Below are 17,502 nucleotides of genomic sequence, written 5' to 3' on the forward strand. Positions count from 1 at the left end.
CCACACTCTCTTTGCTGCGAAAGGTATAAAGCTATATTATCTATATCGAACATTTCGGGGAAAAGTTAACCTTTATCCATAGAAAAAAGCAAGCCGCAAAATGCGACCTGCTTCTAAATAGCAAAGGCTATTAGTAAACCCACTCGTTCATTAACTTGGAATATTCAACCAATTCTTCTTCTTTGAAAAATAGACCGATTTCTCTTACAGCGCTTTCAGCAGAGTCGGAACCGTGGATGATGTTCTTGCCTACAGTCAGACCGAAATCACCGCGGATCGTACCTAGTGCAGCATCCTTTGGATTTGTTGCACCCATCATTCCACGTGCTGTCGTGATGACGTTTTCACCCTGCCAAACCATTGCAAATACAGGTCCAGAAGTAATGAAGTCAACAAGTTCCCCAAAGAATGGTCGTTCTTTGTGCTCACCATAATGTTCTTCTGCAAGCTCGTTTGAAATACTCATAAGCTTGGCACCTACCAATTGAAAGCCCTTTTTTTCGAAACGTGATACGATATCACCGATTAACCCTCTTTGTACGCCGTCCGGCTTAACCATTAAAAATGTCTTTTCCATCTTCCCCACTCCTAATATGTATGTATGGAATTCCTAAGGACATCCCACGAAAATAGTAACACTGATCGGGGGTTTTGGCAACGTTTCCATTTTAAATTTTCTTAATATTTTCTCTTGCCGATATAATTTGCGATATTTTTAAGGCTTTTCTTTACGCGGTTATATGGAAGGTGCTCCAGGTCTTTCAGGGCACTGTCCAGATACATCCTGCTGAGATCATGGGACCGGTCGATGGCGTCTGTAGCCAGGATCGAAGATATGACCTCTTTCATTTCGTCGGGGGTGGTATATTCCGTCACTCGTTCAATCTTGGATTTCAAATCCGGGTACTCCATGGCGTACAGGATCGGCAGGGTGATATTCCCTTGCCACAAGTCACTTCCCGCAGGTTTCCCGAGTTCTTCCTCACTTGCTGTAAGGTCCAGGATATCATCCGTGATCTGAAAACTCATTCCTACATTGTAACCAAATCGGTAAAGACGCCTGTGAATCTCTTCAGGTGCACCGGAAGAAATAGCACCGAGCTGGCAGCTTACGGCAATAAGCAAGGCGGTTTTCCTTTTGATCCGTAAAAGATAATTCCGCAGATTCTGATCAAATCGGTATTTATCTTCGATTTGAGCGATTTCACCCTTACATAATTCCACCAGTGTGTGTGATAAAATCTGATGTGCTTCAGGAACTTTTATAGATGTCATATATTCAAGGGCCCGTGCAAATATATAATCCCCTGTATACATCGCGATACGATTATCCCATTGGGCTTTAATCGTCGGTTTTCCTCTTCTCAACTCTGCATCGTCGATCACATCGTCGTGTACGAGGGAAGCCATGTGCATCAGCTCTAATGCTACCGCTACATTTTTTACAATATTAATATCGTATTGTCCGAATTTGGCAGACAGCAAAACAAACACCGGCCGGATCCTCTTCCCACCTGCTTGAAGAAGGTGAAGGGAGGCCTCTTGTAAAAGCAGGGATTCTGACTCGATCGCCACTTCCAATTCCTTTTCAATTTCATCTATATCCGCTTTAAGAAACGAATACATCCTGTTTAGCTTCATAGTTTTTCCACCTAATTTACGAATTTCTTACTTTCTGCCGGAATGCATAGCAGCAACCCCGCCACTATACGGCTTCACATGTATGTCTTTAAAGCCTGCTTCTTCAAACATCTGTGCAAGCTCCTTCATGCCCGGAAAATCCCTTGCAGATTCCTGAAGCCAGGAATATTCATTAAAGCTCTTGGCGAATATCTTACCGAACAGGGGCATCACAAAACGGAAATATGCGTAATACATCTGCTTGAAGCCAAACATGGTAGGTTGGGAGGTTTCAAGGCAGACGGCCATCCCTCCAGGTTTCACTACGCGGTTCATTTCCTTCAGGACGTGGAGATAGTCAGGTACATTTCGCAAACCGAAGCCAATGGTCACATAATCAAACGTGTTATCGTCGAAAGGGAGCTCCATGGCGTTCCCATGAATCAGCTCGATATTGTTCAGGTGGGACTCTTTGACTTTCTCTTTACCGATCGAAAGCATATTTTGACTGAAATCAAGACCCACCACGTTGCCGGACTCACCGACTTCTTCCCCCATGGCCAATGTCCAGTCCGCAGTACCGCAGCAAACGTCAAGCGCCTTGGAGCCAGGCTTCACATTCATATGCTTCATGGTATCTTTTCTCCATTTTATATGCTGTTGGAAACTGATTACGGAGTTCATCTTATCATAATTGGAATAAATCTTTTCAAATACTCCATGAACTTTTTGTTCTTTCGACTGCTGCATGTTGTTTTACCCTTCTTCCGCGTATAGTTTGGTCATTGGTTCAGGCTCCACATAAGGTAACAGCTCTACAATAAGCTTCTTAAAATAGGGCGTGTCCGGCTCGATGGTCTCTAACTGCCCCTGGACCTTTCTCTTTGTCATTGCTATGAGTTCATCTATTTGAGACAGCAGATGTCCCGCTTCTTCCTTTGTTAAATGGAAGTCCGGTGAAGCCTGATCTGTCCGGTTGGATAAAGTGGTCAAAGCCCGTATGAAGCTCGTATACTGCGAATGCCCAAGACTTATTTTCTCCTGGACGAGCTTCTTGTAAAGCAGTGCTTCTTCTACGATCTCAATCCATTGATCGTCTTCGAAGGAACGATAGAAGTTGGACACAATCGCTGATTCCCTGGTCTTTAACTTCTTCATGAGTTCAGCGATGCTTTTATGCTCGTCCTTGTATATGGAAATTTTGCTTTCATTTATTTCTTTGATCGCTTTTGCTAAATGTGAGATAAGTTCAACATCATCTGTTTCTGCGAGGATCTTGTAATAGAGGCTGCTGAAGTACACTCCAGCGAGAACTGTCAGCTGCCTTTCCTTTAAGGAATCACGTTCAGAGATTGTAACCTTTTCATGTGTATCAAGGGCTATCTGCAATAACATGGCAGTCGAAATCCACTGTACAACTTCTTTACTCATCGTCCGTCCTTCACTTACGAAAGGCAGGAGCAGAAAATAGATCCGGTCCCGGTCAATATACGGTTGATCGATATATTCCTTTAGATAAGAGTGATGCAACTGCTCTTCTATGTATTGATGAATGATATTCGCTTGATGGTTACAATCAATGAATTTCATACCCTGTAATCCCCATTTCTACTATGTATCGGTCTAAAAATTTCAGCATTAAATATTATACCATAAAATCCTCCACAATAGGGAACATGAGTCCCATCCCCCTTAAGGAGATTATAACAAAGGGGACGACCACGAAGCTGAAAACTTCTTAGTCCGTCCCTCCTTTATTCTCTCTATCAGCCAAAAGCAGAATAGAAGATTATTTCTTATTATCACTCTCAACCTCGCCGTAACTGGTGACGATCGTCGCTTTCCCTCTTACCTTGATGGCAGAAGTGTGATCCGTAAATTGTGCGATCATCACTTCCCCTTTATCCAGCTTCTCTGAATGATGAAACCTTGTGTCCGTCCCTCTTGTCAGGCCGATCACATTCACGCCGTCTTCTATTGCTTTGATGACAATATAATCATTTGAATTCATTTGTCGTCACTCCTAATTCTTTATGAAAGAAAGAACTTCACTGCGTGCCTGAGCGTCCTCTTTGAACGTCCCCCTGACAGCTGTCGTCACTGTACTGGATCCCGGCTTCTTCACTCCTCTCATCGTCATACACATATGCTCCGCTTCAACGACTACCATGGCACCGTGTGGAAGAAGGGTTTCCATGATCGTATCCGCCACTGTGGATGTGATTCTTTCTTGCAGCTGAGGGCGCTTGGCAACGGATTCAACGGCCCTTGCAAGCTTGCTTAATCCTGCCACCTTACCATCCCTTGGAATATACGCAACATGTGCTTTTCCGAAGAAAGGGACTAGGTGATGCTCGCACATTGAATAGAACGGAATGTCCTTTACCAGTACGAGTTCTTCATGTTCTTCACTGAATATGGTTTCAAAGTATTCTTTCGGATCATGATCAAGTCCTGAAAAAACTTCTGCATACATTTTCGCCACGCGTTTCGGCGTATCTAATAAGCCTTCTCTATTAGGATTCTCTCCAATAGCTTCTAATATTAATCGAACTGCTTCTTCTATTTGGCCATGATTGACTTGTGCCATAATGTTGTCCTCCTAAAATAACTTAAAGAAATAGTAACATTGTTAATATTAGCACAAGCCCATAATGTCATCAAAGACTAGTGCTTTAGAAGTTTTATCTTAATATAAAATACTCGATAAATGAAGAAAACTTCATACATAATTTTCGGGAGGAGACTTCATACTAGTAGAGAAAAACAAAAAGGCCGCATAATTATGCGACCTTCCCGTTACGCTCAAAGTATGTAATTATTTTACAGCTTCTTTAAGCGCTTTACCTGGTTTGAAAGCAGGTACTTTGCTAGCTGAGATTTCGATCTCTTCACCTGTTTGTGGGTTGCGACCTTTACGGGCTGCACGCTCACGTACTTCGAAGTTACCGAATCCGATTAATTGTACTTTATCACCGTTTGCAAGTGAATTTTGAATTGTATCGAAAACAGCGTCAACCGCTTTAGTAGCGTCCTTCTTAGATAGCTCAGCAGCTTCTGCAACAGCATTGATAAGTTCTGTCTTGTTCATGCCATTCACCTCCTCCCAAGGAAATGTCTCAGTCATGATTCATTTACTTTAATATCATTAGTAAACAACTTTAGCGAATTCTATACATGATGTGTAGAAAAAACGCTTGAAAACGTTGCTGAATCAATATTCAACAACAATTCTGTTAAAAGATTATCACAATAGATAAACCTTAGCAAGAACAAATCAAGAAATAATGGGAATCTTTTCTTATTTGCAACAGAAATGTAATAGAATCACCATCCATCCCTTTATTCTCGCACTCTAATCAACCTATCACTTCTTTCGGATGACTGCAACTGATACCCTCATCTATCAGGTACTCTAACTTACTTCCCAACCTCCGAATCCCTTAAACATCCATATCCGTTTCCCGTCAGGTTTGCATACCTTCCATGATGGCATCCATCCAGGGCATAAACCTTCCACAAACCCATACACACCAATGCTTCACAGGGTATGACGCAATGACAAAAACCTTCCTTCAGACGACTGGAAATTTATAATTATACATTGTGAAAAATCCAGAGTCCGAGGAATATTTCTTAAAGAAAAAGCAAACAAAAAAAATGACCCTCCTAAGAAGGTCAAAGACATTTATAATATAATGGCGATCAATCCACCCGATCCTTCGTTGATGATTCTTTCTAATGTATCCTTTAATTTATATCTTGCATTTTCAGGCATCAGGGAGAGTTTTGCCTGAATACCTTCTCTTACGATGGAACTCAAGCTTCTTCCGAAAATATCGGAGTTCCAGATGGAGAGTGGATCATCTTCGAAATCCTGCATCAGGTAGCGCACCAATTCTTCGCTCTGTTTCTCTGTCCCGATGATCGGTTCAAACTTGGACTGAACATCCACTTTGATCATGTGTATGGATGGAGCCACCGCTTTCAAGCTGACACCGAATCTTGCCCCTTGCCTGATGATTTCAGGTTCATCCAGGCTCATATCGTTCAATGAAGGGGCAGCAATGCCGTATCCAGTCTGCTTCACCATTCTCAGCGCGTCTGAAATTTGATCATATTCGGCTTTCGCATGGGCGAAATCCTGCATTAATTCAAGCAAGTGATCTTTCCCCCGAATTTCCACCCCTACAATTTCCTTCAACACTTCATCGTACAGTTCATCCGGGGCGTACAGGTCGATTTCAGCAATCCCCTGACCCATATCGATGCCGGCAAGCCCCGCACGTTCGATATGATCGAATTCACTGAAGTAGTGGACAACCCGATCCACATCCCGGAGTCGCTTAATGTCCTTGACTGTTTCCTTCACTGCTTCCTGGTAGTTCTGTCTTAACCAATGCTCTTCTTTCAGCACCATTACCCAGCTTGGAAGATTGACATTTACCTCAAGAACCGGGAATTCAAACAGCGCTTCTCTCAGGACATTCAATACATCCGAGTCCCTCATACTTTCCACACTCATGGCGAGGACCGGTATGTCATATTTATCCTGAAGTTTCACTCTAAGGTCTTCTGTTTCAGGAGCATGAGGCCTCGCTGAGTTGATGACCATGATAAATGGTTTACCCACTTCTTTCAGTTCCTCTATGACCCTTTCTTCTGCCTCAATGTAGTCCCCTCTGCCAATTTCCCCGATGGAGCCGTCTGTCGTGACAACCACTCCGATCGTGGAATGTTCCTGGATGACTTTCCTCGTGCCGATCTCGGCTGCCTCATGGAATGGTATAGGCTCTTCATACCATGGGGTATTGATCATCCTGGGTCCATTTTCATCCTCATATCCCTTGGCACCAGGGACCGTATATCCTACACAATCTACCAATCTAATATTCACTTCGAGGCCTTCATCGACGTGAACAGAGATGGCTTGATTCGGAACAAATTTCGGTTCGGTCGTCATGATCGTCCTGCCTGCCGCACTCTGAGGCAACTCATCCTGCGCTCTTGCACGCTCTGATTCGCTTGCGATGTTAGGAAGGACGACAAGTTCCATGAACTTCTTGATGAATGTTGATTTTCCTGTTCTAACTGCTCCTACCACACCTAAATAGATATCTCCGCCTGTTCTTTCGGCAATGTCTTTAAATAGATCGACTCTTTCCAAGAGATTCCCTCCCATCTTATATTCCAGGGATGTTTCATCCGTGTATTCTGTGTCTCACATTCTATAGTTATGATGTTGTCCCAATGACTTATGACTATTAATATGCTTTTTTTCCCCCCTTATGATGAAAAGTGAAAAATTTATTATGTCTTAGCATTTATGATCATTTGTTTTGATGAAATAACCCTATAAAGGATGACATAAAAATAATAACCCTTCCCTTACAATATATTTTGCAAGAAAAGGGTTATGCCTATTTTGTCATAAAGACAGGTTCGTTATTTTCATCAACCGTATACGGTAAAGAATATGCAGGAACAAAGTATGTATCTTTTACTAGTAAATTCCGGATATCTTCACCTTTTTTATAATCTTTGTCACCCGATTTGAGTTCTTCAAATAAATCCATTGAATAATCAACATAAATGTCGCCGTCCCCATTGATGACAAGGGGAAGATTTTTATTGGAATAAGGGCTATTCACGTAGACTTCCTCGTCATAGCCAAGTTCCTTATAATTCAGGGTATAGACATTGTTTGCAACTTCTTTTTTAAACGGAGGGTAGTCCTGTGCCTGGATCCTGATTTTCAATTCCCTTATTTGTTCAGCCATACGAAGATCGAATATCTTGACTTCGGGATTTTCTTCCACATTCACTAGAACATATTGAAAGATTCCTCCATTCTCAAAGGCATTCCCCGGAATTTCGGGTAAGTATCTGGGGGATAATTTCCTGAAATCAATCGGATATTTCTGATAGATGGGAGTATCCTGATCCCTGGTCTTGATCGGAAGCAGTCCGCTATTATCTTTCTGATAGGTTTCCACTGCCTCTTGTACTGCCTTCACCTGGGTTTCATAAGGAATCTGATTCTGACTTAATTCTTCATCCGGATACAAACAGCCGGAAAGTATGCTCATCGTAAGTATGAGGAGTAATGCTGCTATACTAAAGCGCTTCAATCTAAAACGTCCTTTCAATCGGGCGGCCCTAATTGGTAGGTCCGCTTAATACTATATAAATCATCATGAGCCCACCAGCGATCATCAGTATGTATGCCATGAAAGCTGTGATAAAACGCAGGAATTTCTGCTTAATCTTATATCTGCTGAAATAAATCGTTAATATGGCAAAAAACATGAATCCCATCGAGGCAAACGAAATCCACATCTTCATCATCGAATCCAAAGTACATCCCTCCTGTTATCGAATGTATTATATCATAAGATTTTTACTAAAGAATAGAAAAGAATGGTTGTTCAATAATCTGTTACAACCTTAAAGGGGGAGCTTATGGATGAAAGATCAAAAAAAGCTTCTCAAGTATGTCAGCATCATAGACGTCAACATACTAAGAGAAGCTCTAAATAAGGGAGACCTACCCATCCATAGGCAAAGCTGTATATATTCATGACAGTGTATGCAGAAAGATCCGTGTAAGCATCCTCGAATGCCTATAAATCGAGGAATAATTGTGCATTATGCAAAAATAATCATTCATACAGTCCTATTTTCCGGATTAGGTTAAGCGTTCACCCAGAATATTCACAAGGTCTTCCATTTCATTCGTTTTCACGCGACCCATCAAATGATCAACGGCTTCTTTCGCTTCAACTTTATTGAAGAGGACATCGTACAGTGCATCCGTAATCGGCATATTCACTTCATACTTCTCAGCAAGCTGATGGGCCGCTTTCGTCGTGCGAACCCCTTCTACGACCATTCCCATGTTGGCCAGGACCTCATCCAGATTATGACCCTTTCCGAGCATATTCCCGGCTCTCCAGTTTCTCGAGTGCACACTTGTACACGTTACGATGAGGTCACCGATTCCCGTTAATCCTGAAAACGTCAGGGGATTCGCACCCATCTTCGTTCCCAGACGGGCAATCTCAGCAAGCCCGCGTGTAATCAGAGCCGCTTTGGCGTTATCCCCGTATCCCAAGCCGTCTGTAATTCCGGCAGCAAGGGCGATGATATTCTTTAAAGCCCCACCAATTTCTACACCCAGGAGATCCGGATTTGTGTACACACGGAAATTCATGTTCATGAAGAGGTCCTGAACTTCTTCAGCAGCCTTCATATCCTTAGATGAAACGGTCACAGTCGTTGGATGCCTTAAGCTCACTTCTTCAGCGTGGCTTGGTCCTGATAGTACCACGACTGTATGTAAATTCTCAGGTGCCATTTCATCTTCGATCAATTCTGAAATTCTGAGGAGGGAATCAGGTTCAATCCCCTTACTTACATGGACCACGGTCAACGGGGCACGTTGAACCTCTTGAATTTGCCCGAGGACCCCGCGGATCGCTTTCGTCGGAACGGCCAGAATGATGGTATCGACACCATCCAATGACTCCCCAAGGTCGTGATAACCAATAATGGAGTGAGGAAGCTCGATGTCTTTCAAATACTTATGATTCGTATGCTTGGAATTGATTTCTTCGATTTGTTCTTTTTTGTGGCCCCATAGCCTAACTTCCAGTCCATTATCAGCCAGTACCATCGCCAGGGCCGTGCCCCAGCTTCCTGCTCCGATTACCGTTACATTTTTTGAACTTTTCATTTTTACACCCACCTTATTATTTTCTAGCACGAGCAATAATACGAATAGGGGTTCCTTCAAATCCAAATGCATCACGGATTCTATTTTCCAAGAATCGTTCGTAAGAGAAGTGCATTAATTCAGGGTCATTGACGAACACAACGAAAGTAGGAGGCTTTACAGCCACTTGTGTCGCATAGTAAATCCGTAATCTCTTTCCATTATCCGTCGGTGTCGGATTCATGGCAACAGCATCCATGACCACTTCGTTCAACACACTGGATTGTACACGCATGGCGTGATTTTCACTTGCCGTATTAATGATAGGCAGCAATGTGTGAATGCGTTTCTTTGTTTTCGCAGAAAGGAAGACGATTGGAGCATAGTCAAGGAATTGAAAATGTTCCCTGATATTTTTTTCCCATTTATTCATGGTTTTCTCATCTTTGTCCACGGCATCCCATTTATTCACGACAATGACGACAGCACGGCCGGCATCATGTGCATACCCTGCGATTTTCTTGTCCTGCTCGATGATCCCTTCCTCACCGTCTATGACGGATAGGACGACATCTGAGCGCTCAATGGCTCTGAGAGCTCTTAATACACTATATTTTTCAGTGGTTTCATACACTTTCCCTTTTTTCCTCATACCCGCTGTGTCAATGATGACGTAGTCCTGTCCATCATACGTATAGGAGGAGTCAATGGCATCCCGCGTCGTACCCGCTACGTTACTGACGATGACACGGTCTTCCCCTAATAAAGCGTTCACTAAAGAAGATTTCCCTACATTCGGACGTCCGATCAAAGAAAATTTGATGACATCTTCCGCATAGTCCTCTTCCTCTTCCTGTTTGAAGTTCTTGACGACCTCGTCGAGCAGATCTCCAAGACCAAGTCCATGGGAACCTGAAATAGGATACGGTTCGCCAAATCCTAAAGAGTAGAAATCATAAACCATTTCCCTCATTTCTGGATTATCGATTTTGTTTATCCCTAATACGACCGGTTTCTTTGATCTGTAAAGAATTTTGGCAACGATTTCATCAGCGGCTGTGACACCTTCACGGCCATTGGTCAAGAATACAATGACATCGGCTTCATCAATCGCAATTTCAGCCTGCTGCCTGATCTGATCCAGGAATGGTTCATTTCCCAGTTCAATCCCGCCTGTATCGATGATATTAAATTCATGCGTCAGCCATTCTGCAGAACTATATATTCGGTCCCTTGTTACACCAGGTACATCTTCAACGATGGATATTCTTTCCCCAACAATTCTATTAAAGATCGTGGACTTCCCGACGTTCGGACGCCCTACGATTGCTACTACTGGTTTAGTCACGTTCATCACCCTTTCTGTAAGAAGTTGTTTCGTTCTTACATTTCCTCTTTTTAAGCCTGTTCAATCATTTTCATTAACTGGCACAAGAAGGACCGGCCCTTAAGGTAATGCTTCCTTATGGGACAGTCCCCCCTAACTTTACTATTTTATCAGTAAAAGAATAAACTGGCAATCAATGTTTTACAATGATGAAGAGTCCCTCGTCTAATTCATGGGCAATCCCGTCCAGGATGGCTTCCAGGTTTGCACAGATCTTTTGTAATTCATCATCCGTTTTACAATAGAACACACTTGTTCCACTCGGTACTTTTTCAGGAGTGGTGGTGACGGTTGCGAGGATGAATTTCTGTATCGTCGTACTCATTTTAATTTACTCCCCTCCTGATTCGCTTTCGACTCAGACGGCATCCTTATGGCATTTTCCAGTGTTGGTACCTGCCCAAGGATGGCAATTGCCTTCTCTACGTCCTTTCGCTGCGGAAGGACAAACACCCCGACTCTCCCATCATCTAGATCCCTCTTGGCGAGCGGTGTCAAAGCAGGAGTCCCCGAATCCTTAAAGATCCCGAGGGAAGTGGACATATCATGGAGAATGGCCTGACGCTGACCCAGATTGGCGAGTGTCGACCTTGCATCGAAGGATTTAGGCGAAAGGATAAACCCCATCCCATATCGTAAGATCTCCTCCTGCCTTACTTTCAAACCTATATTCATGATGTAAATATTATCAACATATAAACCCGCTCCGTCAAAACGCGGCTCCACATATTCAATGTCGACAATGTCCTTTAATCGTCCGCCAGCCATCAGTTTATGAGCCAATACCATACAGATCGCGCTGATCACTATAGCCGCATATATATTAATGACGATGTACGCGATGGTGGCAAGAAGAGAGGTGAAGATGACTAAGTAATTCCGGCTTTCAAAGGCAACGGCAATTCCCTCAATATATGTAGCCCCTCTTGGGACAAGTTCATAAGCATCCAGTTCTGTCAAAGTGTTTCTCTCCATATTCCTCACATCCCGAAACTGTGAGGCCGCAACGGTCAAGAATGTAATCGCCGTAAAATTCTCCTCAAGTAATGCCGGAATGGCGATGGTACCTAGCCCCGCTGCAATGAACCCAAGGGCTATATGGATAATCTTTCCGTGCAGATAAGTTGGATATTGGCGATAGTCGGTGCGAAGCATATAAATCCTTGTCAGGGTCCCCACCACCACACCAAAGATCACCGGATACACATACACATTCATAGATTCTTCATTTCCCCCTTATTTGTTTGTGTCTTGATGTGAACAGCCTGATTTAATTCCCCCACTATTTTCAAGGCTGATAAAAGCCCGATGGTTAGAGCAAGCACGTCCAGGTAAGCAGGACCTCCAATCGAATAATAAAATCCCACCTTGTTTAATGGAATGCTCAGAAAAAAGTCGCCGATCACACTGCTTAAAGCAACCGCAATGAGACGGAGCCTGTATTGGGTGGAGAGACTGTAGAATAGAACACCTACAAGCACCAACGACAAAGAAAGGATGATATCCCGATCTATAAACATAAGTACCGGGTCATAAATGGAAATCAGAGCGATTCCAGCGTAGAGCATCCCCATGGAGAGAACAGCTACAAGCATGTATAGCTTCTCTCTCAAGCTTAAATTTCGTATATAAACAATACAAATGAGTGCAAGTACAATAACAGGGAATGATACTTCTAAAGGACCCACCATCATTCCATAAGGAAATACACAAAGAAGCAATAAACAGAGAAACGAATAACGAAAACGTTCCGGATGCGTCTTTCTCATTAAAAATGTCGTATATACCCATATTCCCCACAGTAACCACAAATACAATATCCCATCCATCAGTACACTCTCCCTCCTATTATCTACATTATGGAAAATCTTTATGTATCTCATTCATGTATGAATCAACTTTCCAAAGAAAAAATAAAGAAAGGAGGTGTTTTCAAGTGGGTAAAGATCGACAAGAGAAAAAGCTGAAACAAAGCAAGCGCGTGGAATCAGACCGTGACCAGGGCTTACATTACAACGGAGCGACAGGCGTCGAAGGACCGGAAAAAGCTAAACGCTAGTCCACCAAACCGAATCAAAACCGACCGACTCAACCCCTGCAACAAAAAAAAAGAACGAATTCTCACTCATGAGAATTCGTTCTTTTTACATACATCTATTGCTGTACCCCCGGGGATTCAACCCTCTCGTCTCAAGCCAATGATATACGTGGCCTGATAGCACCATGGGCACCTTATGAAGATCGTCAATCCGTCTACATCCGAGAGCACACATTAAAAATTGAATATCCGTATGAATTTGATTCACTTCTTCAATGGTATCGTTCAAACCCGATTCCAGGAGCTGTTTAAGGATGACGCCGGCCATCCCAACAGCGGATGCCCCTAAACCAAGGGACTTAACGATGTCCAGACTGTTCTGGATGCCACCGGAAGCCAGGATCGGCTTATCTGAGACAGCGTAGCTCTCGGCAATCGATATCGCAGTGGGGATCCCCCATTCATCAAAGAAATCCAGCATACGCTTTCTCCGTTGGTTCTCGATTTTTGAGAAGTTCGTTCCGCCGAATCCGCCTATATCGATGGCTGAAATCGTTGAGCCGGACAAGGATTTGGCAGCCTCTTTACTAGTGCCAAACCCGGTCTCTTTCACAATCACAGGTACAGAAAGATTCTCGGCAATATTCTGTATCCTCTCCAATGCACCCCGGAAGTCACGGTCCCCTTCAGGCATCGTCAATTCCTGAATTACATTCAAATGAATCTGCAGGGCGTCGGCTCGAATCATTTCAACGGCATCTCTTGCCTGTTGAACAGTGGCCTCACTTCCCAAATTCCCGAAAACCATCCCATCCGGGTTGTGCTTCCGTACGACTTCATACGTTTTTCGTTCAGCAGGGTCTTTAAGTGCTGACATTTGCGATCCTACCGCAATGGCGAGCCCCGTTTCCCTGGAAAGAATTGATAATTCCTGATTGATTTTTGTAGTGGATTCTCCACCTCCACCCGTCATAGCATTTATGAAAATTGGCGAACTCCATGTAAGTTCGCCAATCTCAGACTGCAGATGAACCTCATCTACTGCTATATTCGGTAAGCTTTGGTGGACAAAAGCCACTTCATCAAAACCGGTCTTCCGCTGTTGACCGGTAGACAAAGCATAATTAATGTGGTCTTGCTTTCTTTGAGCTCTCGTCACAATTCATCACCATTACTTAAGATCTTTTAATTTGTCTCCAATCATTTCACCTAATTGGAAGCCGGTGCTTTCTTCAGGCATTTCGTAATCCGTTACTTCTTCCTCTTTTTCCTCAAGTGCCTTGATGCTTAAAGATAAGCGTTGTTCATTTTCGTTCACGTCAAGCACCTTCACTTTTACATCCTGGTTCTCCTGAAGCACTTCGTGCGGAGTACCGATATGTTTATGCGAAATTTGAGAGATGTGAACAAGTCCTTCCACTCCAGGGAACACTTCTACAAATGCACCATAAGATACAAGTCGTTTTACGACCCCATCCAACACACTTCCTTTAGGAGCCTTGCCTGTGATGTCACTCCATGGCCCAGGGAGGGTTTCTTTGATGGATAAAGAAATCCGTTCGTTGTCACGATCGACACTCAGGACCTTCACCTGTACTTTTTGTCCCTCAGTCACGACATCCGAAGGCTTCTCTACATGTTCGTGGGAGAGTTGGGAAATATGGACAAGTCCGTCCACTCCACCAATATCCACGAATGCACCGAAATCCGTAATCCGCTGGACTGTCCCTTCAAGGACGGCACCCGATTCGATATCTGTCAGCAGTTGTTTTTTCTGTTGCTGCTTCTCTGCTTCGACCACTGCTCGGTGGGACAGGATCAAACGATTCTTCTCCTGATCCAGCTCAACGATCTTGAATGATAAGGTTTTGTCTTTATAATCGGAGAAATCCTCGACATAGTAATCTTCCACCAATGATGCCGGGACAAATCCCCTTACTCCAAGATCAACGACAAGACCGCCCTTCACAACGTCTTTCACTTCAGCTTCGAAGACGTCTCCATTTTCAAAGCGGACCTTCATTTCTTCCCATGCTTTTTCGGCATCCACTTTACGTTTGGATAGAACCAGAAGTTCTTCTTCCACTTTTGTCACGATTAACTCAAGTACATCCCCTTCACTGACTACATCAGAAGCTTTTTCAATATGAAGGCTTGAGAGTTCACTAATTGGAATGATGCCATCCACTTTACTATCTTGAACGTCGACTAAGACTTGTTTTTCTTCAACCTTAGTGACTGTCCCCTTAACTTTTTCACCAATTTCAAGATTCTTCACTTCAATTCCATTCATGTCTTCCATTATGTACTCCTCCTTAATCCATGACTGCAAAGATTTTGATTATTGTGAGACTTCGCAATTTAAAATATTCTTTCTACTAACTTCTAATAAATACTACTTTTTGTCAAGCGGGAAACCTTATATTATTGATTCGCAAGTATCAACTCTTCAATATGCTTCATGATGATTTCCGTCGTTTTCTCCGCATTTAATCTTTCTTCACGGATACTATCCATCGGGATCGGCGGTCCGAACACAACCTTCAATTTCCTGAATGGCTTATATGGGCCGATGATGGCACAGGGTACGACATAAGCTTCAGATCTGAGAGCGAAGAAGCCCGCTCCGGCCAATCCCTTGCCTATTTGCCCTGTTTTACTTCTAGTACCCTCTGGAAACAGTCCTAAAACATCTCCGTGCTTCAGGATCTTTAATCCTTTACGGAGTGCTTCCCGGTCGCTCATCCCTCTTTTCACAGGGAATGCACGTAAGTCAGGCAGCAATTTCCCCAACACGGGAACATTGAAGAGCTCTTCTTTCGCCATGAAGGATACTGGCCTTGGGGCTGAGATCCCTACAACGGGGGGATCCAGATTATCAATATGGTTGGCGCATAGTAAAACACCCCCATCTTCCGGGAAATGCTCCAGCCCCTTCACCTCTATCCGGTACAAAGGGGAAAGGATCGACTTAACGAGACCTCTGGCAAAGGTATATAGGTTCACTTTAACCTTTCCTTTCTACTAATATCATGATTTGGTCAACAACTTCTGAAATGGAAAGGGAAGTGGTGTCTATTTCCGTTGCATCCTCGGCTTTTTTCAATGGGGCCACTTCCCTTTCAGAATCGATCTTGTCACGGCGGGCGATTTCTTCTTTTAATTGCTCCAGGTCACTCGGATATCCCTTCGAGAGATCCTCCTCATGTCTCCTTTGGGCTCGTTCGTCCACACTCGCGAGTAAGAAAACCTTGATTTCCGCATCAGGTATGACATGGGTGCCGATATCCCTTCCGTCCATCACTACAGCGCCTTCTTTTGCAAGCAGCTGCTGTCTCTTCACCATTTCTTCCCTTACACCGGAGTGAACGGCCACATGGGAAACTGAATTGGTCACGGAAGCTTGACGGATTTCATCCGTTACATCGTTCCCGTCCAGGAATACAAGCTGTCCCATTTCAGAAGGTTCAAGTTCGATCGTTGTTTCAGACAATAATTGATTCAATTCATTCTCATCATGCAAGTCTACGTTGTTGCTCAAAGCTTTATACGTTAAAGAGCGGTACATCGCCCCGGTATCAATATAAAGATAAGATAATTTTCCTGCCACAATCTTTGCAACAGTACTTTTCCCTGCAGCTGCAGGACCATCGATTGCAATTCTTAATTTTTTCAATTCATCCACCTACTTAAGTTCCTAATAATTTTCTTACCCATTTTAACATAAATCTCACTTTCCGTTTATAGATTCTTACTTTTGGAGTCTTTTTCAAAAAAAAGAGCAGGGATTCATCTCCTGCTCTAACGTGATAGGGTTTCTACAATTTCACTGTACTCCATTTTCTCCACTCCTTCGTAGAATACAAGCTTATGAAGCTCGGGAAGGACATTCAGTTGATGAAATACAAACTGGACCGCTATTAATAATATGACATGTATGATGGCTAATTTGATTAAAATTCTTTCTACCCTTTTCACTGTGATCACCCTTTTTCCTTACTAAGAAAAAGTATGTGTACATTTCGTTTTTTTATTCAAGTAAGCCTTTTTTTCTTAAGTCAAGCTGTCTTTCGAAACAATACCTTAAAATATGTTGCCTCTGATTTTCAGTTAAATGAACAAATTCGATGCTTGCAATTTGTTTGTGTTCCTTTTCCCATACCCGGATCACTTTCCCTTCGATTTCTGCATACCGGCACTCCCCTGTCTGCATCGGGAGGACGATGATGGTGGACAGCCTGTCGCCACTTTTCAAATCCATTCCCTTCCTCACCACCACAGCACATCCTCCTGCACTGAGATCTTCCGTGATCGTAGGGTAAAACTGACCATTTTTCTTTAATGAAATGTCGGTATTCGCATCTACACGAACGAATTGCCTTCTCTGGACTTTCATTAACCCTTCATCCCCTGGATAGTGCAGGTGGATCATCGGTATCTTGGATAATTTACGGCCCATCACTTCCGTTTCAAACATCAGGACGGTCTGTTCATTGAAGGTGAAGCTTGCTTTCAACTGTGTTCCATCGATTAAAAAAACGGCTTTCTCCGTTTTGGTATGGATGGGATAATCGATAAAAATCCCCTCCTCGGAAAGTTCGACCACCCTGCATCTATATCGATCAAATGTTTCATTATCTATAGGCTCCAATTGCAATGTGGTACCTGTTTTTATCATAGTCCAAAATTCCCACTTTCCCATATTATGTATCTATATTATGTCACGAGATCCCTCTCCTTTCC

The 17,502-nt window shown here is 43.2% G+C and carries 22 protein-coding genes; 1 reads left to right on the forward strand and 21 read right to left on the reverse strand.

From position 1 onward, the window contains the following. Positions 1 to 130: 130 nt before the first annotated feature. The 15 genes from ndk to M1J35_RS16450 form a co-directional block, all read right to left on the reverse strand. On the reverse strand, positions 131 to 577 hold the full coding sequence (gene ndk, locus M1J35_RS16380) for a nucleoside-diphosphate kinase (RefSeq protein ID WP_034758349.1): 447 nt from the start codon (positions 575 to 577) through the stop codon (positions 131 to 133). 101 nt (positions 578 to 678) lie between these two features. Next, the gene (gene hepT / locus M1J35_RS16385; RefSeq protein WP_254651755.1) at positions 679 to 1,641 is read right to left on the reverse strand and encodes a heptaprenyl diphosphate synthase component II; all 963 of its coding nucleotides are present in this window, start codon (positions 1,639 to 1,641) and stop codon (positions 679 to 681) included. A 27-nt stretch (positions 1,642 to 1,668) separates the two neighbouring features. Beyond that, complete coding sequence (locus M1J35_RS16390; RefSeq protein WP_224519622.1) at positions 1,669 to 2,370, reverse strand: demethylmenaquinone methyltransferase; 702 nt, start codon at positions 2,368 to 2,370, stop codon at positions 1,669 to 1,671. Between the two features lie 6 nt (positions 2,371 to 2,376). Then, positions 2,377 to 3,210: a heptaprenyl diphosphate synthase component 1 gene (locus M1J35_RS16395; RefSeq protein WP_224519621.1), complete on the reverse strand. Its 834-nt coding sequence runs from the start codon at positions 3,208 to 3,210 to the stop codon at positions 2,377 to 2,379. Positions 3,211 to 3,409: 199 nt separating this feature from the next. Next, entirely contained in the window at positions 3,410 to 3,631 is a 222-nt protein-coding gene (gene mtrB / locus M1J35_RS16400) for a trp RNA-binding attenuation protein MtrB (RefSeq protein WP_034758340.1), read from the reverse strand. Positions 3,632 to 3,643: 12 nt separating this feature from the next. Next, the gene (gene folE / locus M1J35_RS16405) at positions 3,644 to 4,210 is read right to left on the reverse strand and encodes a GTP cyclohydrolase I FolE (protein ID WP_034758338.1); all 567 of its coding nucleotides are present in this window, start codon (positions 4,208 to 4,210) and stop codon (positions 3,644 to 3,646) included. A 228-nt stretch (positions 4,211 to 4,438) separates the two neighbouring features. Continuing rightward, on the reverse strand, positions 4,439 to 4,711 hold the full coding sequence (locus tag M1J35_RS16410) for an HU family DNA-binding protein (RefSeq protein WP_034758336.1): 273 nt from the start codon (positions 4,709 to 4,711) through the stop codon (positions 4,439 to 4,441). Between the two features lie 597 nt (positions 4,712 to 5,308). Then, positions 5,309 to 6,787: a stage IV sporulation protein A gene (gene spoIVA, locus M1J35_RS16415; RefSeq protein WP_034758333.1), complete on the reverse strand. Its 1,479-nt coding sequence runs from the start codon at positions 6,785 to 6,787 to the stop codon at positions 5,309 to 5,311. A 253-nt stretch (positions 6,788 to 7,040) separates the two neighbouring features. After that, positions 7,041 to 7,751, reverse strand: coding sequence for a hypothetical protein (locus M1J35_RS16420; protein WP_224519620.1), 711 nt, complete (start codon positions 7,749 to 7,751; stop codon positions 7,041 to 7,043). A 28-nt stretch (positions 7,752 to 7,779) separates the two neighbouring features. Further along, a complete protein-coding gene (locus M1J35_RS16425; protein WP_079533131.1) occupies positions 7,780 to 7,968 on the reverse strand; it encodes a DUF2768 domain-containing protein in 189 nt (62 codons plus the stop codon). A 340-nt stretch (positions 7,969 to 8,308) separates the two neighbouring features. Then, positions 8,309 to 9,355 carry an NAD(P)H-dependent glycerol-3-phosphate dehydrogenase gene (locus M1J35_RS16430; protein WP_224519619.1) on the reverse strand — a complete coding sequence of 349 codons (1,047 nt, stop codon included), beginning with the start codon at positions 9,353 to 9,355 and terminating at the stop codon, positions 8,309 to 8,311. Positions 9,356 to 9,371: 16 nt separating this feature from the next. Continuing rightward, a complete protein-coding gene (der, locus tag M1J35_RS16435; protein WP_034760591.1) occupies positions 9,372 to 10,682 on the reverse strand; it encodes a ribosome biogenesis GTPase Der in 1,311 nt (436 codons plus the stop codon). Positions 10,683 to 10,854: 172 nt separating this feature from the next. Next, the gene (locus tag M1J35_RS16440) at positions 10,855 to 11,046 is read right to left on the reverse strand and encodes a capping complex subunit for YIEGIA (protein ID WP_034758320.1); all 192 of its coding nucleotides are present in this window, start codon (positions 11,044 to 11,046) and stop codon (positions 10,855 to 10,857) included. Continuing rightward, positions 11,043 to 11,939: a YIEGIA family protein gene (locus tag M1J35_RS16445; protein WP_224519618.1), complete on the reverse strand. Its 897-nt coding sequence runs from the start codon at positions 11,937 to 11,939 to the stop codon at positions 11,043 to 11,045. The genes M1J35_RS16440 and M1J35_RS16445 overlap by 4 nt, the downstream gene beginning before the upstream one ends. Continuing rightward, positions 11,936 to 12,550: a YphA family membrane protein gene (locus M1J35_RS16450; RefSeq protein WP_224519617.1), complete on the reverse strand. Its 615-nt coding sequence runs from the start codon at positions 12,548 to 12,550 to the stop codon at positions 11,936 to 11,938. Before M1J35_RS16450 ends, M1J35_RS16445 begins: the two co-directional genes overlap by 4 nt. Positions 12,551 to 12,657: 107 nt before the next feature. On the opposite strand from M1J35_RS16450, the gene M1J35_RS16455 reads away from it, so the two are divergent. Further along, on the forward strand, positions 12,658 to 12,780 hold the full coding sequence (locus M1J35_RS16455; protein WP_079533103.1) for a YpzI family protein: 123 nt from the start codon (positions 12,658 to 12,660) through the stop codon (positions 12,778 to 12,780). 85 nt (positions 12,781 to 12,865) lie between these two features. Here M1J35_RS16455 and fni read toward each other — a convergent pair whose 3' ends face one another. The 6 genes from fni to M1J35_RS16485 form a co-directional block, all read right to left on the reverse strand. Continuing rightward, on the reverse strand, positions 12,866 to 13,918 hold the full coding sequence (gene fni, locus M1J35_RS16460; RefSeq protein WP_254651756.1) for a type 2 isopentenyl-diphosphate Delta-isomerase: 1,053 nt from the start codon (positions 13,916 to 13,918) through the stop codon (positions 12,866 to 12,868). Between the two features lie 12 nt (positions 13,919 to 13,930). Continuing rightward, positions 13,931 to 15,064, reverse strand: coding sequence for a 30S ribosomal protein S1 (gene rpsA, locus M1J35_RS16465; RefSeq protein WP_034760590.1), 1,134 nt, complete (start codon positions 15,062 to 15,064; stop codon positions 13,931 to 13,933). Between the two features lie 119 nt (positions 15,065 to 15,183). Beyond that, positions 15,184 to 15,765, reverse strand: a complete 582-nt coding sequence (locus tag M1J35_RS16470) for a lysophospholipid acyltransferase family protein (protein ID WP_254651757.1) — start codon at positions 15,763 to 15,765, stop codon at positions 15,184 to 15,186. 1 nt (position 15,766) lies between these two features. Beyond that, complete coding sequence (cmk, locus tag M1J35_RS16475) at positions 15,767 to 16,435, reverse strand: (d)CMP kinase (protein ID WP_371928682.1); 669 nt, start codon at positions 16,433 to 16,435, stop codon at positions 15,767 to 15,769. Between the two features lie 125 nt (positions 16,436 to 16,560). After that, positions 16,561 to 16,737 (reverse strand): YpfB family protein, encoded by a 177-nt coding sequence (locus M1J35_RS16480; RefSeq protein WP_159362177.1) that lies wholly within the window; start codon positions 16,735 to 16,737, stop codon positions 16,561 to 16,563. Positions 16,738 to 16,789: 52 nt separating this feature from the next. Beyond that, positions 16,790 to 17,416, reverse strand: a complete 627-nt coding sequence (locus tag M1J35_RS16485) for a flagellar brake protein (RefSeq protein ID WP_254651759.1) — start codon at positions 17,414 to 17,416, stop codon at positions 16,790 to 16,792. Positions 17,417 to 17,502: the final 86 nt, after the last annotated feature.

Origin of the sequence: Rossellomorea sp. KS-H15a, from assembly GCF_024195245.1 — a bacterium.
Lineage (GTDB): Bacteria > Bacillota > Bacilli > Bacillales > Bacillaceae_B > Rossellomorea > Rossellomorea vietnamensis.